Source organism: uncultured Fenollaria sp. (genome assembly GCF_934202865.1).
Classification (GTDB): Bacteria; Bacillota; Clostridia; order Tissierellales; family Peptoniphilaceae; genus Fenollaria.
This window is the reverse complement of record NZ_CAKPYL010000017.1, coordinates 1-22197: the sequence shown is the minus strand read 5'-3', so window position 1 is coordinate 22197 and position 22197 is coordinate 1. Positions and strand designations below refer to the sequence as shown.

Sequence of the window (22197 nt, the reverse complement as noted above, 5' to 3'; positions counted from 1 at the left end):
TTTAAGAACTTCGCTTGTGATGATGTTATGTGCATTACCCTCACTATCAACATAAACTTTTTTACCAGCATTTTCTAAAACAACGTCTTTTAGATTTGTAGCTGTAAGTTCTTGACCATTGTACATTAATTTTCCATCTTTAGTTTTAGTAAGATTACCATTAAATACTTTTGTTTTTAGCTTTAATTGATACTTACCATCTCCTAAGCTGTAATATTCAAGTCCTGATTTGTGAATCATTTCAGCAAAATTACTTTCGCCAGACTTAGGAACTGTGATTGTTATATCAACTGAATTTAGTGGAAGCGACTCTCCATTACCTGAGTTGAATGTTACTTGATCAATGTAGGTATTTGATTTCTTTAAATAAGTGAAGAAGTCAAATACTTTATCAGTATCTTTATCAACTATAGCATTTTCAGTCTTACCTGCATCAATTTCTGGAATATCTTTTGGATTTTCATCAGTATCAGATCCTTTTCCATCGATTTTAGCATCGTCTTCATAACCTTTTTTAGTGATTCTAAATTGCTTAGTAACTTTATTATCGTCACCTAAATCCATTTCAAGGTCAAAGCCCTTATGGAAAGCTGCCTTAAAGCCTGGAACGTTAAATCTTAACTGAGCGATACCGAAGTTCATATTCGCGGAGCTTACTGTAAATGAATAAGATCCGTCATCGTTTTTCTTAAGCTCAACTGGATTGCCGTTTAAGAAAGCAAGATTTTTAGCTTCTTCGCCTTTAATCTCTGCTCCTTTCTCTATAGCTTTGATTGTAAAAGTGAAATCTTTTGGCTCTTCGTCTTTACTTACATGAACTAATAAATTGATGTCTGTATTGTCTGGAATGTAATAGGTATCGTCTTCTCTGTTAAGCTCTTTTCCAACTTTACCAGAGCTATCCAAAGGAAAGACTTTTACTGTTGGATCTCCATCTGTATACTTTGGTGTAATTGTTCCAGCTTTTATACCATCTTTTAAATCTTTTTCAGCTTTTTCAAAGGCATCTAATAGATTCTTTAATTCTTCTGCTGTTGTTGTTCTAGCATTTTCTGGATCAAGTGCAGCTTTTAAAGCGTCCTTCGCAGCATTGTATGCATTTAATTTGTCTTGTGCTTTAGGATCTGTACTTGCTCCATCTTTTAAGCCTGGCACATCAACAGATTCTGCAAGCTTATCTTGAGCGCCTTTTTCGTCTGCATCTAATATACGAGGCGGATCAAAAGTACCAAGTTTTTCATTAAAAGCATCAAGTTCTTTTTGTGTTAACTTACCTTCTTTTGCTTTTGCTTGTAATTTTTGATACTCATCTTTTAGCGCATAATACTCTTTTGTTCTGTACTTATCAGTAAAACGGTCCAAGATCGCATCGTCAAGCTTTTCTTTTCCTGATTCTTTTAAAGCGTCAAAATACATTTTATTGTATTCAGCTTGTAATTTCTTCTTAGCTTCAGGATTCTTTTCAGCTTTGATTTTTTCTTCTTGCGCTTTTAATTTTTCATCTTCACTCTTGTCAATTTGATCTTTTTTGTTAACAGGCTTAGTTGGTTCGCCATCATCTACATCTTCTTTTGGTTTGCCTTCACCTGGTGCTTCTGGTGCTTCTGGTGCTTTTGCTGGTGCTGCTCCATCTTCAGCGCCATTACCTTTTGCGCTTTCCTTATTTTCTTCTAGTGATTTTTGTGCATCAGCATCTTTAGCTTCTCCTGCCTTTGCCTCAGCATTTTCTTTTGGAGAGTCAGCTTTTTCACCATTGGCATCACCTTTAGCTGCGTCTTTTGCTTTATCAGCGTTTTCGTCTCCAGCCTTATCATTTTGATTTGTATCTGGAGTTTCTCCTTCATTATTGGGATTTGTTACCCCCCCCATGTCGGATTTTTCGCTGTCTTTAGCATCTATAGCATCACTTTCTGTGTTTTCATCTGTAGTGTCAACTAAAGGCGCCTCCTCATCACCGTTAGCCTTTGGTTCTAAATTTCCTTCATCTTTGGGAGTTTCTGTTTGAGAAGCTTCTGTAGTGTTCACGTCTAAGTTGTCTTGTGCCATCAAACGTGTGCCTCCAAACATAAGAACAGTTAGAACCATTGTGAGTATTATTACTCTTAATTTTCTGTTCATTTTTCTCCCCTCCTTTCTTTTTTAAATTTTATTATAATATCTCTATTATAATAAGAGTATTATACCACTTATATATAAATAATGCAAGTCGCTTTATGGTGATATCATCAAAAAGAAAACGCTACTTTAGAGCTATGTACTCATTAAGTAGCGTTTGTGATTTACTTTGTTAAAATTTCTTACAATTTCGTCATAATTAGAATTTATTTATAATGTCTAGGTATCTGTCTCTTTGCTCTTTATTTTCTTCTTCAAAGGCTTTTGTCTCTTCGTCTAATTTCTTTTGTATCTCTTCTGGCAAATTTTTCATGGCGAATGGATAGACGACTTTATTCTCTTTGTCTGCGTGGCGGATTAACAGCGAGCGATAGCTCATTAGGTGGCCGATGAGTTCAAGGCGCGCCTCGTCTGTTTGATTTTCTTCATAGTGTTTAAGGCTTTCTTCTATCATCATTCGTTCGTAACGAGCTAGGTCGTGCTCAACTAGCATGCCGTTTGTAACGAGTTTTTCTGCGAGCTCACCAAGGTGGTCTAACATGGCTTTAAAGACTAGGTCCTCTTCTTTTTTGTGGTGGTAGCCGTCGGCATAATTTTTAATCACGTCTGTTATGGTCCTTATGGCACTTCCATTGACATGGCCATGCATTATATCTTTAGAGACTTCTAGTATGTGGTCTGTGAGCTTAATTATATACTCATGCTCTTTCTTAAGTGTATCTATATAGTACATTTTATCAACTCCTTTATGTATTTTACCCTTTTTCTTGACTTTTATTTCACCTTATAATATAATCTTTTTAGTATTATTTAAAGGAGATTTATTATGGATAAATATTTTACAAGGGAGGCGATTGTTGCCTTTGGTCTTGTCTTTCCGGGACTAATGACTGCTTTGGGCGCGGTGCCTGTCTTTTTCACGAAGAATGTTTCACAAAAGCTTCTTGACGTTATGCTTGGCTTTGCTGCGGGTATAATGCTGTCGGCGACTTGTTTCTCTTTGGTTATGCCATCGATTGAATATGGTGGTGGGGACTTCAAGGCGGTTATGATCGCTTCTTTAGGTATCATCTTTGGCGCCTTTGTCATTGACATGATTGATAAGTTCTCGCCGCACGAGCACCTTATTGACAAGAGGCGTGAGGGCGCATCGTCTTCTTTAAGTCAAATCTGGTTATTTATCATCGCGATCACCATTCACAATTTTCCTGAGGGTATGGCGACTGGTGTTGGTTTTGGTACTGAAAATATTAACGATGGTCTTGCGCTTGCTCTTGGTATCGGTATTCAAAATATGCCTGAGGGTCTAGCCGTTGCCTTGAGTCTTGTGCGTGAGAATTACACTACGAAGTACGCCTTCATGGTGGCTGCTCTGACTGGACTAGTTGAGCCGGTGGGTGCGCTCCTTGGTTACAGTCTTGTCAATGTATTTAAGCCTGCACTTCCTGTGGTGCTTGCTACGGCTGCGGGTGCGATGCTTTTTGTTATCTGTGACGAGATCATTCCTGAAACGCACTCGAAGGGTTACGAGCGTGAAGCGACTTACGGTATCATCTTTGGTTTTGTTGTTATGATGATACTTGATATATTACTTGGATAATGGTTTTAAGAGCATAAATACAAGAAACTGCCTTGATGGGCAGTTTTTTTATATATGTACAAGGGGCGCCAAGGGGGCTCAACGCTCCTTGATTAATTACTTCATTAGTTTTTCTGCTAGCTCTCTGCACTTTTCTAGTGCTTCTGCATCTGGATGGTCGTATGCGATAAGTGCATCTACGACTTCTATGCCGTTTTCAGCGCATTCGTTTTTCCAAAGGTCCATCCACTCTCCGCTGTTCCACTCGTATGAACCGAAGATGGCAAGCTTCTTGTCTTTGATAATATCTTTGATGCTGTCGAAGTAAGGTCTGAAGTAGTCCTCTTCAAGCTCTTCTGCGCCCATGGCTGGGCAACCAAGTGCTAGAACGTCTGCTTCTTTGGCATCATCTGTGCTTGCATTTTCTACTGATATAAGCTTTGTATCTGCTCCAAGCTCTTTTAGCTTTGAAGCGATTTCATTCGCCATGGCCTCTGTGTTTCCTGTGCCTGACCAGTATATAACGCTTGCTTTCATCTATAAAACCTCCTTTATTAGTTAGTCATTGCTAACTAAACTTATTATACAATATATTTTTATAAAAAGCAATATAAATTTTGCTATTGGCATAAATATTATTATAGTTTAAGCGGCAAAAAAATACTTCCCGTCAAATGACAGGAAGCCTTATGCGAGTAACTACTCCAATGCTCCGCCTCATGAGGAGCCGCTGCCGGCTGTACATGTGTAGCAATGGTTCATAGTTCTGATTTTTCGTCCGATTAAATCTTCTTTTTCTATATCGAAGATGGTTTTGTGAGGACCAGAGATGCCCATACCGAGTGCGAGATTGAAGTCGCAGTCGTGAAGGCTGCCGTCGTAATCAACGGATAGTGTGTCAAGGCACATAAGTTCATCGACGGTCGCTGGATTGAAGGCATCGCAAAGCCTTGTAAGGTACCTTTGCATATTGCCTGATCTATCGAGCCACTCGCCGAAGCGGCCTATGGGTGAGTTGGTCATGCTGAATAGATTATTAAAGTCTATGTCGTACTCGTCCTTAAGCTTGGTCCTATATATGGCCTCGAGCTGGTCTTGACTCGATGGTATCATGGCGCCGCTCGGGTTGTAGACAAGGTTCAGCTGAAGTGCCTCATCTCGCCCGTAGCCAAGTGCACAGAGCCTTTGAAGTACTTCGATGGAATCATGAAAGACACCTATGCCTCTGACTTTATCTGTTTTGACTTCTTCGTAGAATGGCAGTGAAGCGACGATCTCGACTTTTCTTTCTTTCAAAAACTCGGGCAGGTCTCTATAGCCATCTTCATTAAAGATGGTAAGGTTGGATCTGGTCATGATTTTCTTATCCATGGACGCGGCTGTATCTATAAGGTACCTATAGACTGAGCTCATCTCGGGTGCTCCGCCTGTTATATCAAGCGTAGTGAAGTCCCACTCTTTAAGTATCTGCATAGCTCTTTCGGCCGTACGCATATCCATATCCTCGCTTCTTGCGGGTGAGCAAGCTACGTGACAATGTTTGCACGCCAAATTACACTTCCTCGTTATATTTAACTGAAGTGTTTTTGGCTTCTTCGTAAGTATATCGCGGCCAACGGTCTTAGCAAAGGGCTGAACTGCCTCTTGTAAGCTCTTTAGATAAGACAATTACATCTCCATATCGTCTGCAAGCTTCTTCATTTGTGTTGAATAAGCAAGGACTGCGCCGCCTGTGATTGAGCTAGCTACGTGAACTGCTTCCATCATCTCTTCTTTTGTGTAGCCTTGATCTAAGCAAGCTGTTGTGTAGGCCTCGATGCAGTATGGACAGTGAATTGCGTGTGCAACTGCTAGTGCGATAAGTGATTTTTCTCTGCCGCTTAGCTTGCCATCTTGATAAACGCTTCCGTAATAAGCCATGAAATTATCCCATAGCTCCTTGTTTAGTTCGCCTAAAGCACCTCTACCAAACTCTTGTAAATCTTTTCTTTCAAAATATTCGCTCATAATTTTTTCCTCCTTAATATTTTTATAATTATGGTCTAAGTCCTATTTACCCAAAAAAAGAGCAGATATATCATTATCCGCTCTTCTATAAATATTATCAATAGTTTACGCCATAATTATAGATAAAATTATCTAAATCTAACGCTTGCTCCGCTCTTGTTGTTTGACTTTTCAAGTATTTCTACCCAATCAAGTGACTTGCCTGTACCGATGGCTACGCATTCAACAGGGTCTTCAGCGACTTTGCATGGTATGCCTGTTTGCTCTGTAACAAGTGTGTCAAGACCCTTTAAGCAAGCGCCGCCGCCTGTAAGTATGATGCCACTGCCGGAGATGTCGGCTGCTAGTTCTGGTGGTGTTCTTTCAAGAACTGTGTGAACTGCTTCGATAATCTCTTGAACTGGCTCTTTAAGTGCTTCGAGCATGTCTGAGGATGATACTACTACGTTCATAGGTAGGCCGCTCATTAGGTTTCTGCCCTTTACTTCCATGTATTGTTCTTCTTCAAGTGGATAAGCGCAGCCTATAGTTACTTTAAGCTCTTCGGCTGATCTTTCGCCTATCATCATCTTGAATTTCTTTCTTATATACTTAGTGATTGCTTCGTCGCAGTCGTCGCCCGCTACTTTGATGGACTTACTTACAACGATGCCGCCAAGTGAAATAACGGCGATGTCTGTTGTGCCGCCACCTATATCGATAATCATATTACCATTGGGTTGAGTGATATCAAGTCCAGCGCCGATAGCTGCCGCAATTGGTTCTTCGATAAGATAAGTTTTGATTGCGCCTGCTTCATTTGCAGCTTCAATAACCGCTCTCTTCTCAACTTCTGTACAGCCGCTTGGAACGCAAACTACAAGTCTTGGCTTAAATAGCATTCTGCCAAGTGCCTTTTGTATAAAATACTTAAGCATTCTTTGTGTAACGCTGTAGTCTGAGATAACTCCTTCTCTAAGCGGTCTGATTGCAACGATGTTGCCTGGTGTTCTACCAAGCATCTTTCTTGCTTCTTCGCCAACTGCTAAGAATTTATTTGTATATTGGTCTATCGCTACGACAGACGGTTCTTTAAGTACTATGCCTTTACCTTTTACATAAACAAGTACACTCGCTGTACCTAAGTCTATGCCTACATCAGATCTTAATCCCATGCCTATCCCCCTTATTCCTCTACTCTATAGACTTTTGCGCCTAAGGATCTAAATTTCTCTTCAAAATCTTCATATCCTCTGTCGATATGATATATGTCTGAAAGCTTTGTCTCTCCCTCTGCACATAGGGCAGCTATGACAAGTGCGGCTCCAGCTCTAAGGTCTGTCGCCCTTACTTCTGCGCCGTGAAGCCTTGCTACGCCTCTAACTGTAGCGGTTCTGTCCTCTACGTCAATGTCTGCGCCTAGCTTTCTTAGCTCGTCTACGTGCATAAATCTATTCTCAAAAACGGTTTCTATTACCTCGGACTTTCCTTCGATGATGGTTTCAAGCGCCATGAATTGGGCTTGCATATCTGTTGGAAAACCTGGATATGGTAGTGTTTTTACCTTGATTGGCTTAAGCTTTTTAGTAGCTATAATTCTTAATGAATCGGCTTCTTCATATATTTCGCAGCCTGTTTCACGCAGCTTTGCTATAATGGGTCTCATATGATTAACGATGACGTTATTTAATATGATGTCGCCATGTGTTGCCGCTGCAGCCACCATAAACGTGCCTGCCTCTATCCTATCTGGCATGATTTGATGTGTCGCGCCAAGAAGTTTTTCTACGCCTCTTATACGTATAGTCGATGTGCCTGCGCCATAGATCTTTGCGCCCATCTTGTTAAGGAAGTTTACCATATCAACGATTTCTGGCTCCATAGCCGCGTTATCGATGACTGTCTCGCCTTGAGCAAGGACTGCCGCCAAAATGATGTTTTGTGTTGCGCCAACTGACGGGAAGTCAAGATAGATCTTGTTGCCAGCTAGATTATCCGCATGAGCGAAGATATCTGTGTACTCGTCTGCCTCTTCAACATCGACGTTGACGCCAAGTGATCTAAAGCCTTTTAGGTGCAGGTCAACTGGTCTCGCGCCTATAGCGCAGCCGCCCGGCATTGAGGACCTCGCCTTACCCATCCTGCCTATGAGCGCTCCCATAACTATGAAGGATGCTCTCATCTTATGCATCAATTGGTAGTCGACTTCGTATTTATTTATAGTATTTGAATTAATTTTTACTCTATGTTCATCTAATTTCTCAACCGTTGCCCCAAGTGACTCAAGTACTTCGCACATGACTTCGACGTCTTTCAGCTTAGGTAGATCCTCTAAGATGATGTCTTCAGTGCCAAGTATAGTCGCAGCAAGTATCGGTAGTGCAGCGTTCTTTGCGCCGCTGACTCTCACTGTGCCTAGTAAGGGAGACGATTCTTGTATAAGTAATTTTGCCAATGCAATACCTCTTTCTATATTAATCAGTACTATTTTATCACATATGAGCAAATATTTCTACTATTTTCGCAAAAAAATTCCTATACGCTTATGGTATAGGAATCTTTTAGATAATTTGATTAATTTCGTGTATTAATATTCAACGAATTTTGATTTGTCTGCACCACAGATAGGGCACTTATCTTCTTCGCCTGTAAGTGAAATGAATCCACAGAATGGGCATAGATAAATCTTGTCAGCGTCTAAGTCTTTGCCTGCGTCAACTGCTTCTTTAGCTTTTAAGAATAGTTTTTCGTGAACTTTTTCTGCTTCGATAGCAAATTTCATTGCTGATACAGCTGCTTTTTCGCCTTGTTCTTCGGCAACTAATATGTAGCTTGGATACATTTCAGTAGATTCAAAGTGTTCTCCACCTGCTGCTGCTTCAAGGTTTTTAGATGTTCCTTGATCTCCAAATCCTGCTCCAGATGTAACTGAGAAGTCACCTGCTATGTCTTTCATAGCTTTAAAGTGTAAGTGAGCGTGAACTCTTTCAGCTTCAGCTGTTGCTGCGAATAGTCTTGCTACGTTCTTGAAGCCTTCTTTTTCTGCTACATTGCCCCAGTATAGATAACGCATGTGCGCTTGTGATTCTCCTCCAAATGCTGATTGAAGGTTTGTTTGTGTCATTGCTCTCATAATTTTCCTCCCAAAAAAATATTTTATAGCATTGCTATATATATTTAAAGGGTGCACTTAAGCACCCCTTATAAATATCTTAAGATTATTCTCTTCTACCTAGTTCCTTATCATATAGATATAGACCTGTGTAGCCGTCTTTTAAGTTTTCTAATACTTCAACAATAGTTCTCATATTGTCTTCTTCTTCAACTTGTTCTTTTAAGAACCAATTTAAGAATTCTACTACAACGTAGTTCTTTTCTTTAAGTGCTAGTTCATAGATATTTTCGATTCTCTTAGTAACTTCTTTTTCGTGATCATAAGCTGTTTCGAATATTTCAAGAACTGATTTGTATTCTTTCTTTGGTTCAGGAATTGCTTTCAGTTCAACTCTTTCACCTATTTCTTCGATGAAGCCTTTGAATTTAGTAGCGTGTTCATACTCTTCGTGAGCTTGTTTGTCCATGAAGTGAGCGAAACCGTCCCAAGCCTTGTCCTTTAAGTCATGTACCATAGCTAGATAAATATAGCCACTTTCCAATTCAAAGTTGTATTGTTCAACTAAAGCATCTACAACATTCTTACTAATTTTCATATCAAATTACCTCCTAAATGTAATTAATTTTTATATCTGTAAAGCCAAGGCCTTCAAGCAGCTTTCTTAAGAGCTTGTCAGCATTTGCCTGAGCTCTCTCGAGTATGCCGTCTTTCTTAGCCTTTAGCTCTCGAGCATTCAATTCTTTTTTAAGTGTCTCTTGGTAATCACCCAAGTCTAAAGGATTAAATATATTGTTCTTTTGATCAAGTATGGTCATGGACTTTTCATCAAGAACGCTGTCTGTGATGGCTGCCATCGGCACGTCAAGCTCAACACTCGTTTCGCCTACGTCCTTAACAACCGCCTTTGCTAGGTCAACGCCTGCCTTGATGTAGCCTTTATACTTTATGATGTAGCTCTTGTCAGTGAATGGTATCTTCATATCCATAAGAGTTAAGCTGTCCTTATACGTTAAAACGTCGGTGTAATTGTACTCGACCGTTACAAGCTCGCCTAAGTCTTCGATAGACGCCTTGATATTGTCAACTCTTTCTTCTTTGCTTACGCCTATGAATTTCTTTCTGAAGAAGAAAAAGTATACAGCGATTAGGGCTATAAGCAAAAGTACTAAAATTCTGTAAAAACGCAGTCTTCTCTGCTTTTGAGTTTTTCTTGCCATACTAAACTACCGGTGTATACATCTCAAACACGCTATATACAGGTACTTTCTCATCGATAAGCGCCCTTAATATGGCTGGGATGTTCCTTATTTCAGTTTGTATTTGAAAGCCGTTGTACCTAAAGACAATATCTTCAGAGCTAATGCCTTCTAAGCCGCATAATATCTTAACTATATTGTATTCTGAATAATCTTCACTCTTGTAATCGACAATAAAAAAGACCTTCTTTTTCTTATCGTATTCTTTCTGTACATCTATCCTATTAATAAGAAGAACGTCATTCATAATATTCATCCTTTCTGTACACTTATTATCACCTGTTATAAGTATACCCACTGAAGAATTAAAATAAACATAAAATTTTTAATTATGCTTATGGAATAGTTCTGATAAAAAAATAAGCTTAAGTAAAAACTTAAGCGTGGTGCCCAGAGCCGGGATCGAACCAGCCACACGTAGATTTTCAGTCTACTGCTCTACCGACTGAGCTATCTGGGCAAATTGGTGGACCTTCAGGGACTCGAACCCCGGACCTGCCGGTTATGAGCCGGACGCTCTAACCAACTGAGCTAAAGGTCCCAACAAGAGATATTATACAATAATGAAAAGAAAATGTCAAGAATTTTTTAATTATTTCTTAAGATAAAATAAAGGCAGCCCACGCGAGCCGCCTCTATAGTTTTAATGATAATACTATTTATTCGTAATAATAAAAATACTTCCTAATCTCATTGAATAGGTCTTCATCATAATCGTTATTATCGTAGTCTTTCATATCAAGTATGCCTGCAGCATTATAAATTTCATCTGGAAGCATTAGTGAGCCATCTTTTAAACTTACAAATGGACTAAATTTTGTTTCGCCGCTTTCGCTTTCTATGCAAATCTCTCCATTTGGCGCAATATCTGAAATATTTTGACAGATAAGAACTGGTCCAGTATATGATTTGCCATCGATAAAGTCATTAGGAACGGGATAAAGATTGCCATTTTCAAAAAGTTCAAGCTCTTTTAGTGAAATTTCATCGGCTTTATACTTTGGAATCACGATGTAAAACTCTTGAGCCATGAGATAAGTATTGTCTGCCCCCTCTTCCTTTTTAAGCACAAAAAGCTTGTTTAGGTCTTTGACATCATAATACTTTGAGCTCCATAGTTTTAACTTTGATAAAACACCTTTAAGCGTCTCCTGATCATAAGCGTTGCCCAAAGGGATAATCATGGCCTTCTTTCTCTCGTCCGTTATACTTATGCCGCATTTGTCTGCCATGACTCTATATAAATCAGAATATTTTTTATTTTCTTCTTCGTCTTTTCTTTCTAATTCTTTTTTTGCTTCTTCTAATTCTTTATCTTTTTCTCTCAATCTTGTTTCTAATAGTCTAATTCTTCCCTCAAGATCTGTACGACGCATCATTTCTTCCCTAAGTAGACTTGACTTTCTTATGTATCCAAAAGACACAATACATAATGCAACAAGCAGTATACATATTATAGCTGTCATAAATTGTTTATTTTTCATAGTATCACTTCCTTTGATATAATTATACCACCATTAGCATAAAAATATATCTTTGTAACAGATACTTAACAAAAGGAAAGCCCCATCGTGTGATGAGGCTCAAAATAAAAATGAGGGTTTAAATAAGTATATTTTTATTCTATAATCTTAGTCCTTAATTGTTTGTTTCAATGACAAGAACAAGAATGCTAGGCCGATAGTTACTGTTACGTGACCTGCGCCTGCTGTCCATGATATAACAAGGTCTAGTATAGTATTGTCAAGACCAATAACTTGATACAAGCCTCTACAGAAAATCATAGTTGCTGATAAACCCACGCCTATGTTGTAATAAAAGTAGAAGCGGTCAAAGTACTCACTCTTAGTAATTTCTGTTGCTGATGCAAGTGCAGTAACTATTAAAAACATAAACATACCTAGGACTAATAGGTGTGGATGCGCTTTGCCAAGTGATGTTACGCCAGTATAGCCCATGTACTTAGTGAACTCTCTGTAGAAAGCGCCTGCAAAAAGGCCTGCTATTGCATAATAAGCGGCTGTGTTAATTAATTTCTTTCTCATATTAATCCCCTTTCTTATATAGTTATACTAAATAGCTATATAATAAATAATGTAAATATGATTATATCACGAGTAAGACACTTTGTCAAAATTTTATTTTATAAACTTAATAATTGATGAATAGCATATTAAAAAAATACCCTCCACAATGTGATATTGCAGAGGGTAATATGGTTTTTTAATAAATATTTTTAATTCTGTTTATTCTGTAGAAAAAATCGATGGATGAAGCGAAGTTTAGAATGAGACATACCGGAGTAGTACAAGTGAGTACATCGAGGATATGTCTTCATTCGTTACAAGCTTCAGGCGCGATTTTTTTAAGAATTAATGAGTGGCTCCGCCTGTGATTCTAATATCTTCTTTTGTATTTACAATCGCTTCTATTGCCAAAGTAATTCCCTTAACAATAGTCTCTAGCGCCATCGATGGCATGTTCCTCTTGTCAACTACTTGTTCTGGCAAGAATGGTATGTGTATAAAACCAGTTCTCATCTCAGGATGCTTAGTAGCTTGTATGTGAGCTACGCCATAAAGAACGTGATTGCAAATGAAGGTTCCTGCTGTGTTTGAAACGCTTGCTGGCACGCCACCTTCTTGTATATTTTTCACCATAGCCTTGATTGGAAGCGTCGAGAAATATGCTGCAGGGCCATCTTCAGCTACCTTTTCATCTATTGGTTGATTGCCTTCGTTGTCCTTAATTCTGCAGTCGTCGCAGTTGATGCCGACTCTTTCAACAGTGATATCTGGTCTGCCACCCGCTTGACCGATGGATAAAACAACATCTGGATGCACTTCTTCAATCTTTGCTTTGATCTTGTCAACAGATTTACCTATTACAGTAGGTATCTCTAGCTTAATTATCTCAGCTCCTGCAATAGTGTCTGGTAATTTTTTTACTGATTCAATCGCTGGATTTATCTTTTCTCCGCCAAATGGGTCAAAGCCTGTTACTAATATCTTCAAAATATCGTCTCCTTCCAAAATTTCTTCTATTTTTATCTAAATCCAATCAATAACATTAATATAATGTGTACTACTATTAAAGGTATAGCAACTGGTGCTTGTGCCTTGATTATAGTGTATTTATCTTTTGTTTCAAGTATAGCTCCTGGAACTATATTGAAGTTTGCTGCCATAGGTGTTAGTAATGTACCGCAATAGCCGCAAGTCATACCAAGTGCGCCTATGATGGCAGGGTTACCGCCATTGGCAATGACAAATGGAACGCCAACGCCAAGTGTAATAACTGTAAATGCTGCGAAGGCATTACCCATAATCATAGTAAAGACTACCATACCAACGCAATAAGCGATTACGCCTAATACTTTTGCTTCAGGTGGCACTACAGCTGAAACGCCTGAACCGATGATTTCGCCAACACCCGCCGCTGCGAATACTGTTCCTAGTGCTCCAAGTAGTTGAGGAAGTAGCGATGAACTGCCTATTTGCATAAGCATCTTAGCTGTATCTTCCTTTGTTTCAGAAAATTTTGCCTTTGTAATGATAAGCGCAATGATGATGGCAAGTACTGATGATATACCAAGTGTTTGAGCCGATGAGAATCCGAAGAAGACATCTGCGCCATCTTTTACATCAACAGCTACTTTAAAACTCTTGAATTGCGCCATGATCATGGCGATGACACCTATTGCAAGGGCTGGTATGAATATCTTGTTGCCAACCTTTTTTCCGTAAGCAACTTTTTGTTCTTCTGATTGAGAATCGAACTCACCTATTTGTACTTGATTTGTAAGTGTTAGTGCTCCTAGTAGCATCAAGCAGCCGCCGATGATGGCTCCGCCATGTTCAAAACTGTCGATAATAAACTTACCTGCTCCAAAAAGTATACCTAAAAGTGTCCAGAAAAGAAATGTACCGATAGGAGCTTTTTTATTCTTTAAGCCTCTAATTCCAGTCATAATGCAGACGATACCACATAGAATGTAGATGACTTCGTCAACCATAGCTGAATTAGCATAAATAAATTTAAACATTCTTAAGCTCCTTTCTTAAACTTTTTTCAAATAGGTAGCATTGTACTAGTGATAAAATCACCATTGCAACACCGGCTAGTATTGAGCTTTGAGCGATTTCAGCGTTAGTAACTTCATAACCAGCTCCTGCTAGTGTACCTTGAATTAATAAAACGCCGCTCGCTACAGGGAAGATGTTTTGTCCGAAGAAGTTTCCGTAGTTTTCTGCGGCACCTGCAAGTCCCTTAAGCTCTTCTAATTTCTTTTCTGACAGGTCAACAGTTTTTGCTGCAGCACCTTCAGCCATAGGTAATATAAGTGGTCTAACGAATTGAACGTGTCCACCAAGTCTTAAAGAGAATATAGCTGCCACCCATCTAATTAAGATGTATAAACCAACTACGCCGCCTGCGCTTGCTGATTTGATCTTCTTGATGGCTTCAGCCGCTCTGTCCTTAAGACCGTACCTTTCCATGATAGCGATTAGTGGTAGACTTAGGAAGAAAAGTGACATGTATCTGTTTGTTACAAAGCCCTTTCCTATAAGATCTAAGACCTCTACTAATGACATACCTGATACCAAGCCAGTTACTAGGCCAGATATCAAAACGACTGCTACAACGTCAAGCTTTAGTGCAAAGCCGACAACTATTAGCAGTACGCCGATTAAAACTAAGTAATTCATAAATATACCTCCTTTATTTCTTTATACCCCATTTAAACCATTACTATGCTAAAATTAATTATTTTTTTAAATATTTTTACTTGAATCAATTGCCTTGATTATCTACCATCACATAAGAAAAGAGTGCATATCCTTTGATACGCACTCTTATTCTAAACTTATCTAATAACGTTGTACTGAAATTTCTTTTGAAATATTACTAGCTCATCGGTAACAATATTAAATGTTAGATTATCTAGGATGATAGTGTTTGCCTTATAATACTTACCATCTGTCAATAATGTGTTGCTTGCACATAAGATGTCTTCATATAGAGGCATGCTTGAGTTGATGTCTTTGTAATTAATCATGTTCTTAACATTTCTTTGTAAGTAGACTTTGTCAAGAACTCTGTCGAAGGCCTTGTTAGATACAGCAGCTACTTCTTGTCTAGTGATAGGCGCATTCGCATCGAAGTTTGCTATGCCTGATGTGTATACATCTAGCCAACCAGCTTGATATGCTGCTTCTATCTCTTCAGTAGCCAATTGACCTATGCTTAAGCCCATGTCATTGCCACTAACCTTCTTTAAGTCTTGGAACCTTCTAAGTGTTGCCACCCACTCAGCTCTAGTGATCTTACCTTCTGGTTTGAATGTTCCATCGTTATATCCTTGGAAAACGCCTGCTTGAGAAACTATTCTAACAGCTTCTGTATACCAAGTGTCACCAACGTCTGTGTAGCTTATAGGGTAGTATGGATCGTAATCATAACCGTCAGCCTTAAGGGCGTTTGCTAAGATTTGAGCAGCTTCAGACCTTCTTAAGCCGTCATATGGTCTAAACTTGCCGTTGTAGCCTTGCATGTATCTTGGTTCCTTCAGTCTTTCGTTATCTTTGATCTTAACAATCTTTTCAACTATCTTTTCTTTTTCTACGATTCTGTCTCTGTAAATGATTTGTGGTTCGCTTGGTTGTGGTTCTGGACGAGCTTCTCCAACATAAACTAAAACTTCTACTAACTGTGCAGATCCATCTGGATAAGTTACCCAGAAATCTACATTATAACGGCCATTCCTATTAATGTTTGGAGCAGTTTTTTCTACCATCTCAAGTGTAGTTCCTGTGTCGAAACTATATCCATCAGGCAATGTGATTTCTCTCTTGTAATCATTATCACTAATAGGTCTTCCTAATTCAGTGTATATAAATCCACCCTTGGCTTCAGGAATAGGTTTCACTTCTGGTAAATTCCCAAAATCTTTAGTGTACTGTGCTGTAATAGTTGTTTCTTTGTCTGTAAATTGTTGAGTTAATTCCTTATCCCAACCTGTAAATAACCATGTGAAATCTTTTGTTCCATCTCCTTTATTTACAACTTTTCCTGTAGGATTTTTAACTGGAATAGTAACTATTTTATCAGGATTAACCCAGAAAGTTTGAATTTGTTTTTCATCTTGTTGAAGTTCTGCATTTTCAGTCTTATCAACAATGACTTTTACAAAATTGTCTGGTACATCAGGTTTTGTTGTTGGATCATCTGGGTCAGTTTGTTCGACATAATCAGGTAATACTTTTACTAAAACTATAAGTTCTTCTGTCTTTCCATCGTTATAAACAACTTGTATCTTAGCAGTAGTGTAACCTTCTTTGCTTGTGTCTGGATCGTCCAATATGTTTATGCCTTTTACTTCAGCAATGTCTTTTCCTTCAGCATCTTTTGGAATTATTAAAGCATCTTTATATTCTTGAACAGAAACTTTATCTCCAATGTTTTTAACAATCTCATGAGCTTCAAAGCCTATGTGAATTTCAGGATCTCCATTTTTTTCATAGAAGGCATAAATTTCTGTTTCTACTGTAAATTGATACTCTTTTGTAAAGTCGTAAACCTCTTCAGGATCTAGTAAGTTTATAATATTATTATTTGTTGTCCACTTTTTAAAGCCATATCTTTCTATGTCTGAGTCTTGGATTACAAGCTCTGGTATTTTGACTTTAACTTTTGGATTTACATAATATACTTTAATTTGTTGAGTATACTCTTCATATGCTTTAGGATTAACTGTTACTTTAACATAGTCCTCTGGCACATCGGGTGTTTTATTGCCATTGTTGTCTCCTGGATAGATGTTCGCATGTACCTTAACTGGAACTGTAATTTCTTTTACTTGTCCGTTGTTAAACTCAACTTTAACCTTTGCTTCACTCATGCATGGTTTACTTACATCAGGGTCTTTAGTGATTTCAAAGCTTGAAACGTTTTTGTCGAATGATAAATCACTTTCTCCAAGCATCATCTTAATAGCTTTTTCATAATCATCAAGCTCAGGCTCTCTGCCTACATAAGTCTCAACAAGGCCTGCTTCAGCACTTGGCTCAGGAACTGTTGTTTCATATTTAGCATTAATTTTAGTTTCTTTATCTGTAAAAGTAGCTGTCAATGGACTTGACCACTCTTTAAATACCCATTTAATTTCATTTCCTGCGGCGTCTGTAACTACATTTCCTTGATCATCTTTAGCAGTATCGCCTGTTGGATCACTAACCGGGATAGTTACTTCCTTTGTAGGATTAACCCAGAAAGTTCTTTCGAATTTTGTTTCTTCTGTAGCTTTTTCTATATCATCTTCTTGTGTTGTAACAATAACTTTTACAAAATTATCAGGTACATCAGGTTTCTTATTTGGATCATCTTGTTCAACTACATCTTTTGAAAAATCCGGTTGAATTATAGTGTCTTTTGTGAACTTATATCTTTGTTTTACATTTTCTTTTTCAAATATATATGCTCCATCTGTATTTACTGCGTCATTATCAGAAGTCCAGCGAGTAAAGCCTAATTTTGCTTTTTCCTCATCAGTCAATTTAATTTCAGGAATTTCTACCCAAGCATTTTTATTGACATAATAAATCTTAGAATCTTTATCTCCTGGTTTTCCTGTAGGATTTACGGTTACTTTAACATAGTCGCCAGTAATATCCTTTAATTCGCCTTTTTCAGCTTCAGATAGGAATAATGGTTTTTCTCCTGTTGTAAGTGCTTCATAAACATTTTTGTATACTGTTATTGGTATATCAAGCTCTTGAGTATCTTTACCCGCTTTTATTTTTTCAATTTGAGCAGTTTTGTCACTTATTTGTTTTTCTAGGCTTTGAACTTCTTTTTCTTTTTCTTCAATTTTTTCTGTATCTTGTGGTTTATCTGCTTTTAGCTTATCTAGCTCTTCTTTAGCTGTTGTTAATTGTGTGTTAAGATTTTTAATATCTTCTTCTAAAGCTTTAATTTTTTCATCTTTAGTCTTTTGATCTCTAAAATTAACTTTAGCTGTGACGTTTACTGTACGAATAAGCTCTTCTTTATCTGCTTTGTTTAGTTCTTTAACTAGTTCATAGACTTGCTCGTCACTTGTTAATTCATTGCCTTTATCATCGTATAATTTTATTTCAGTTCCTTCTGGAAGTGGTTTTTCTACATCATTTTCCTTCCAAACTAATTGTTTCTTTAATTGGTCAATAGTAGGAGCAAAGTCATTTGTCCAAGTGTTATTCGGATCTTTATAAGCTTCAGTCATAACCATGCCATTAGCTGTTAAACCCGACCATTCGAAATAGGCTGTGAATACATAGAAGTCTTTAGCAGTATTATCAATAATTGTGTTTTTGTTTAATAAGGCTTTATTGTCCCACTTAGTAAATTTCTTGCCATTGTCTGGTGTGATGTAATACTTGCCTTCTTCTTTGTCAGCGCCTTCTTTTAATAATTCTGGAACTGGAAGATTATCTGATTTTAGTTCAACTATTACATCATAATAAAGCTCTGTAACTGGATTATATTTGTCGTCTGTAAATGATCCGCCCTTTTCAGCTTTGAATGTTACTCTTACATACCCATCTGGAACTGGATCTTTTGGATCTTTAACTTCAATTACTCTTACGTCCTTGTAGAAAAAGTTTATTTCATCAAGTCCTGTTTCATTAATACCTGCAAAGGTGTCTGTGTCTTCATAAATGTCAAAGAATAACTGTTGTTGTGGCTTATCATTTAATACCCAACCAGGAATTTGCCTGTAATTTCTAGCATCGTAATAACGCTTGCCATTTACTACTTTTTCGCTTGTAACAATGGCGTATTTATCTTTTATCTTTGCAAAAGCAGCTTTGTTATCTGCAAGAAGTTTTTTATAAGCAGTACTCTTTTCTTCAGGAGTCATAGAATTATTGTCTTTTATAGCTTTATAAGCATCTTGAGCTTGAGTCATAAAGGCTTCAACGTCTGTTTTTCCTCTTTCATCAAGATAGTTTACATCATAGACTCTTTCTTTAAATGGTCTGTAGAAGAATTCAAAGCGGTTGTCCTTTGCCTTAGGATTAGCTACCATTGCTCCTGTGTTTTGATTTTTAATTTCTTCTGGCTCAACTCTTAAAATTTGGTTATAGGAATTTTCTCTAGTTGTTTCATCCTTATAAGTTTGATAATCAGCATTTGCGTTATAAAGCGCATCCCACTCAGCTTGTGGAACTAAGAGATACTTATCACCTTGTCTACTTCCAAGGCCTGTTGTGTATGAGCCAACCCTCCTGTTATAGAGATTTTGTACTTCATTAGATTTTTCGCTATAATCTGCATTCAAGAAGTGGTGTATTGCCTTTACTGTTACAAGGTCTTGTTTGTTCCAAATTGCTCTAAGATGAACATTACCTACAACTTTGTTGCCAAAGTGATACATTTCAGGTACTTTATATAAATCTTTGTAAGTAGTGTCTTCAGTTTTAGTGTCATTGCCATTTGCATCTTTTGTATATTTTACATATTCCCAACCAGCAAAATTATATCCATCCCTAGTTGGTTCAATAATAGTCTTAGTAGCATCTTGTGGCTCTTTAAGAGTCATCTTGTGAACAATATTGAATGTATTCTCTTCATTAGTTACTTTTTCTGGATAAGTGTGGACTTTGCCATCTATTTCAAGTTTTTTAGATTCATCAGAAATATTTTCTGTGCTTAAATTTCTTAAACTTCCACCATTTGGATCAAATTTTACCCTCCAAATTGTCTCTGGTTCTCCCCACTTGGCATAAAGTACTTGGTCGTAGTGAAGTTTAGTTTCATTGCCCTTTTTTATCAAGTTTTCTCCGGCAGGATCTAGTGCCCAGCCTAAGAAGCCCCAATCCTCAGGTACCCAATCAGGTTTTTTAGGTGCATGGCCTGTATCTAATTTCAAATCATTTAGTGGCATTTCATAAGGCACATCTAAAATATTACCTTGACCATATTCATTGTCGTTTTTTACTGTCTTCGGGTCATTGTTTAATTTTAATTTGTAACTATTGCGAGAATAGTTTGCAAAATTGTAGGCATTTTTCCCTTTAAATGATTTATCCACAAGTGTACCATCAGGAGATGTTTCTTTGCTTGTACTCCAGGGAAATCTATCGATATATTGAATCTTGTCAGCATCGCTTCTAAAAGGTGTCTTTGCATTTCTCTCTGCATTTAATTCATCAAAAGTTTTCTTTATATCCCCAACTTTTTTAGTGCCTACCCATTCTGCTACCCTTGTCTCTTTTTTAAGGGTAAAGCCTTGAAGATGAGGCAAAATAAAGTCATAAGGATATGTAGCTGTGTCACTCTTCCAATAGGAAAGGTTATAATCTATTTGCTCTTTGCCATCGAAATCATCTTTTATGAAGTCAATGTGGTGGACAATGGCATTCTCATATGATGTCGCTCCAAGGGAAATCTCATATTTGTCCCTATCTTTTGTTTGATTTTCTCCTAGGGGTATTTTATCTCCGTGACCATTTCCCAAGGTCTCTACATCTTCACTGTCAATAAAATCTTCTGCACTTAAGCGATAAGGCGGTGTGTCGCGAAAAATTCCTGAATACATCTCGTTACTATTAATATACCAGCCTATTAAGCCCGCGTCTCCAAGCGTCCCTTCTATATCCGGAAGATTTGAAACTTCTGCATCCTTTGGCCATATTTTATCTAAGCTTTGGTTGAAGCGAACATCTACTTTATATGGGTTCCCTTCTTTTCCTATGACTTGTCCATCTCTTGTTATAGTCGGCCAGTAGCTTAATGGATCATTATCTGTAATTTCATTAGCAGCTGTAAAGTAAAGGGTGTAGACTCTGCGGTCGTAGTAGACGTTGTAGACAGTTTCGCCTGTGGATAATACAGATTTTTGAACGTTAGGATCATCTTCTGAGGCGTTTTGAACTTTGGTCAATTTTTCATTTAAGAAGTAATATCTGTCAAATTCATTTGAATCATTTTGAGCCTTTTCCAATCTTCCGTCATTTAAATCTGGGAAGGTTATGCCATGGATATCTAAATTAGTAAGAATCGGTTTAGAGCCTGTTTCAGCATTGTCTACTCTTCTTGCACCAATAAAATCGTAGCGTTCACGCAAAGGAAGAGAGGCATCTTTGTCATCGTAATCTGGTTTTTCAGTCCAAAATTGGATTACGTATTCTGCTGTTTTATTTTCAGTCCACTGAGCAGTAAAAGTAAGGCTTTCTGCTGGCATAGCATATTTTATACCGTCTTGGAACTTTCCATCCGCTTTAAAATCTGCTTCTGTAATAAGAGTCTCTTTAGAAAGAGTTTGTTTAGTTCCTGCCTTGTCCGTATAATTTATATCCTTATTTACCTTCCAGCCTTGTAGAGTTGATCCCAGCTTTTCAATATCAAAATTTAATTTTGGAATGGTTTGTCCATAGAATAATGTCATACCCGGTAAATCAGTTCCGCCATCTGTATCAAAATTTACATCAAAGATAGCGCGGTTGTAACGCATTTCTATCTCGAAATCAGCTGAATTTTGTGGCACTTGTGTTGTAAGTACATTGACTTCAGGAACATATCCTTTAATCTTATCTCCGTCCAATGCTTTTATAGTGACAGATGTTCCTGTAACACCTGTTTGGCTTGTATAAATATAATTAGCATCTCCGTCCCTAACACCATATTCTCCTAGGTCTGCGAGCATTTGAAAAGTATGTTTTATCCTTATAGTGCCTTGCTTTGGCTCATAAATATATGGATGCTCACCTTTTTGTTCATTGCCATCCAAATTACCTTTGTCCGCATTCTTTTTAATGTAATCATAATTTACATTAAAGCTTGGTGTAGGTGAAGTATAACCATCAATATCTGGCAATTTTATTTTTTTGTCTATCTTAGATTTTTCTGCATCTGTTAAAACTTTTAATCCAGCTTTGCCGTCTATGTCAGTGTATGTGTATTCATCATCACCGACAGTAGCTATATACGGCTGAAAGCCAACAATCTCCTCATCATTTCTTGGCACCTTGTAATCTGCACGCATGGTATAAAGCTTTGGCATATCAGGATTTTTTACAATCTCTTCTGCAGTTTTACCATCTAGCTGTGCTACTTCTACCGCTAGTTTGTTATTAACAATATCTGACTTATTGCTATTTAAG

General features: G+C 37.7%; 18 protein-coding genes and 2 tRNA genes. 1 reads left to right on the top strand and 19 read right to left on the bottom strand.

The window, feature by feature from the left end:
- Together Q0E71_RS03155 and Q0E71_RS03150 are read right to left on the bottom strand one after the other, a co-directional pair.
- A partial coding sequence (locus Q0E71_RS03155) for a hypothetical protein (protein ID WP_294795924.1) occupies positions 1–2118 on the bottom strand: 2118 nt, incomplete at its 3' end.
- 196 nt (positions 2119–2314) lie between these two features.
- Positions 2315–2848 carry a hemerythrin domain-containing protein gene (locus Q0E71_RS03150; protein ID WP_294795913.1) on the bottom strand — a complete coding sequence of 178 codons (534 nt, stop codon included), beginning with the start codon at positions 2846–2848 and terminating at the stop codon, positions 2315–2317.
- A gap of 93 nt (positions 2849–2941) precedes the next feature.
- Here Q0E71_RS03150 and Q0E71_RS03145 point away from each other — a divergent pair, with 93 nt between their 5' ends.
- Entirely contained in the window at positions 2942–3715 is a 774-nt protein-coding gene (locus tag Q0E71_RS03145) for a ZIP family metal transporter (protein WP_294795910.1), read from the top strand.
- Positions 3716–3811: 96 nt separating this feature from the next.
- Here the strand turns inward: Q0E71_RS03145 and Q0E71_RS03140 are convergent, their stop codons facing one another.
- The 17 genes from Q0E71_RS03140 to Q0E71_RS03060 all read right to left on the bottom strand — a co-directional run bounded on the left by Q0E71_RS03140 (position 3812) and on the right by Q0E71_RS03060 (position 22061).
- The gene (locus tag Q0E71_RS03140; protein ID WP_294795908.1) at positions 3812–4231 is read right to left on the bottom strand and encodes a flavodoxin; all 420 of its coding nucleotides are present in this window, start codon (positions 4229–4231) and stop codon (positions 3812–3814) included.
- A 180-nt stretch (positions 4232–4411) separates the two neighbouring features.
- Positions 4412–5362: an arsenosugar biosynthesis radical SAM (seleno)protein ArsS gene (arsS, locus tag Q0E71_RS03135; RefSeq protein ID WP_294795906.1), complete on the bottom strand. Its 951-nt coding sequence runs from the start codon at positions 5360–5362 to the stop codon at positions 4412–4414.
- A complete protein-coding gene (locus Q0E71_RS03130; protein WP_058259432.1) occupies positions 5363–5701 on the bottom strand; it encodes an arsenosugar biosynthesis-associated peroxidase-like protein in 339 nt (112 codons plus the stop codon). It abuts the gene before it with no gap.
- 128 nt (positions 5702–5829) lie between these two features.
- On the bottom strand, positions 5830–6855 hold the full coding sequence (locus Q0E71_RS03125) for a rod shape-determining protein (RefSeq protein ID WP_058259433.1): 1026 nt from the start codon (positions 6853–6855) through the stop codon (positions 5830–5832).
- Positions 6856–6866: 11 nt separating this feature from the next.
- Positions 6867–8135, bottom strand: coding sequence for a UDP-N-acetylglucosamine 1-carboxyvinyltransferase (gene murA / locus Q0E71_RS03120; protein WP_294795902.1), 1269 nt, complete (start codon positions 8133–8135; stop codon positions 6867–6869).
- Between the two features lie 132 nt (positions 8136–8267).
- Positions 8268–8813: a rubrerythrin family protein gene (locus Q0E71_RS03115; protein ID WP_294795900.1), complete on the bottom strand. Its 546-nt coding sequence runs from the start codon at positions 8811–8813 to the stop codon at positions 8268–8270.
- 85 nt (positions 8814–8898) lie between these two features.
- A complete protein-coding gene (locus Q0E71_RS03110) occupies positions 8899–9390 on the bottom strand; it encodes a ferritin (protein WP_294795898.1) in 492 nt (163 codons plus the stop codon).
- Between the two features lie 13 nt (positions 9391–9403).
- Positions 9404–10012: a DUF4230 domain-containing protein gene (locus Q0E71_RS03105; RefSeq protein ID WP_294795896.1), complete on the bottom strand. Its 609-nt coding sequence runs from the start codon at positions 10010–10012 to the stop codon at positions 9404–9406.
- 1 nt (position 10013) lies between these two features.
- Positions 10014–10298 (bottom strand): hypothetical protein, encoded by a 285-nt coding sequence (locus Q0E71_RS03100; RefSeq protein WP_294795894.1) that lies wholly within the window; start codon positions 10296–10298, stop codon positions 10014–10016.
- 137 nt (positions 10299–10435) lie between these two features.
- Positions 10436–10511 (bottom strand) — tRNA-Phe (locus Q0E71_RS03095).
- A gap of 4 nt (positions 10512–10515) precedes the next feature.
- A tRNA-Ile gene (locus Q0E71_RS03090) sits at positions 10516–10592 on the bottom strand.
- A gap of 118 nt (positions 10593–10710) precedes the next feature.
- Complete coding sequence (locus tag Q0E71_RS03085) at positions 10711–11535, bottom strand: hypothetical protein (RefSeq protein ID WP_294795892.1); 825 nt, start codon at positions 11533–11535, stop codon at positions 10711–10713.
- A gap of 147 nt (positions 11536–11682) precedes the next feature.
- Positions 11683–12096 (bottom strand): DUF2871 domain-containing protein, encoded by a 414-nt coding sequence (locus tag Q0E71_RS03080; RefSeq protein WP_294795890.1) that lies wholly within the window; start codon positions 12094–12096, stop codon positions 11683–11685.
- Between the two features lie 327 nt (positions 12097–12423).
- The gene (gene pcp / locus Q0E71_RS03075) at positions 12424–13065 is read right to left on the bottom strand and encodes a pyroglutamyl-peptidase I (RefSeq protein WP_294795888.1); all 642 of its coding nucleotides are present in this window, start codon (positions 13063–13065) and stop codon (positions 12424–12426) included.
- A gap of 32 nt (positions 13066–13097) precedes the next feature.
- On the bottom strand, positions 13098–14096 hold the full coding sequence (locus Q0E71_RS03070) for a DUF979 domain-containing protein (RefSeq protein ID WP_294795886.1): 999 nt from the start codon (positions 14094–14096) through the stop codon (positions 13098–13100).
- Positions 14089–14760 carry a DUF969 domain-containing protein gene (locus Q0E71_RS03065; RefSeq protein WP_294795884.1) on the bottom strand — a complete coding sequence of 224 codons (672 nt, stop codon included), beginning with the start codon at positions 14758–14760 and terminating at the stop codon, positions 14089–14091. Before Q0E71_RS03065 ends, Q0E71_RS03070 begins: the two co-directional genes overlap by 8 nt.
- A 158-nt stretch (positions 14761–14918) precedes the next feature.
- Positions 14919–22061 carry an S-layer homology domain-containing protein gene (locus Q0E71_RS03060; RefSeq protein ID WP_294795882.1) on the bottom strand — a complete coding sequence of 2381 codons (7143 nt, stop codon included), beginning with the start codon at positions 22059–22061 and terminating at the stop codon, positions 14919–14921.
- Positions 22062–22197 lie beyond the last annotated feature (136 nt).

Excerpts from the sequence above, each read along its gene's own strand:
- Q0E71_RS03150 (WP_294795913.1), bottom strand. The coding sequence starts at position 2,848 with ATGTACTATATAGATACACTTAAGAAAGAGCATGAGTATATAATTAAG.
- Q0E71_RS03145 (WP_294795910.1), top strand. The coding sequence starts at position 2,942 with ATGGATAAATATTTTACAAGGGAGGCGATTGTTGCCTTTGGTCTTGTC.
- Q0E71_RS03140 (WP_294795908.1), bottom strand. The coding sequence starts at position 4,231 with ATGAAAGCAAGCGTTATATACTGGTCAGGCACAGGAAACACAGAGGCC.
- Q0E71_RS03130 (WP_058259432.1), bottom strand. The coding sequence starts at position 5,701 with ATGAGCGAATATTTTGAAAGAAAAGATTTACAAGAGTTTGGTAGAGGT.
- Q0E71_RS03125 (WP_058259433.1), bottom strand. The coding sequence starts at position 6,855 with ATGGGATTAAGATCTGATGTAGGCATAGACTTAGGTACAGCGAGTGTA.
- Q0E71_RS03115 (WP_294795900.1), bottom strand. The coding sequence starts at position 8,813 with ATGAGAGCAATGACACAAACAAACCTTCAATCAGCATTTGGAGGAGAA.
- Q0E71_RS03110 (WP_294795898.1), bottom strand. The coding sequence starts at position 9,390 with ATGAAAATTAGTAAGAATGTTGTAGATGCTTTAGTTGAACAATACAAC.
- Q0E71_RS03105 (WP_294795896.1), bottom strand. The coding sequence starts at position 10,012 with ATGGCAAGAAAAACTCAAAAGCAGAGAAGACTGCGTTTTTACAGAATT.
- Q0E71_RS03100 (WP_294795894.1), bottom strand. The coding sequence starts at position 10,298 with ATGAATGACGTTCTTCTTATTAATAGGATAGATGTACAGAAAGAATAC.
- Q0E71_RS03085 (WP_294795892.1), bottom strand. The coding sequence starts at position 11,535 with ATGAAAAATAAACAATTTATGACAGCTATAATATGTATACTGCTTGTT.
- Q0E71_RS03080 (WP_294795890.1), bottom strand. The coding sequence starts at position 12,096 with ATGAGAAAGAAATTAATTAACACAGCCGCTTATTATGCAATAGCAGGC.
- Q0E71_RS03070 (WP_294795886.1), bottom strand. The coding sequence starts at position 14,096 with ATGTTTAAATTTATTTATGCTAATTCAGCTATGGTTGACGAAGTCATC.
- Q0E71_RS03065 (WP_294795884.1), bottom strand. The coding sequence starts at position 14,760 with ATGAATTACTTAGTTTTAATCGGCGTACTGCTAATAGTTGTCGGCTTT.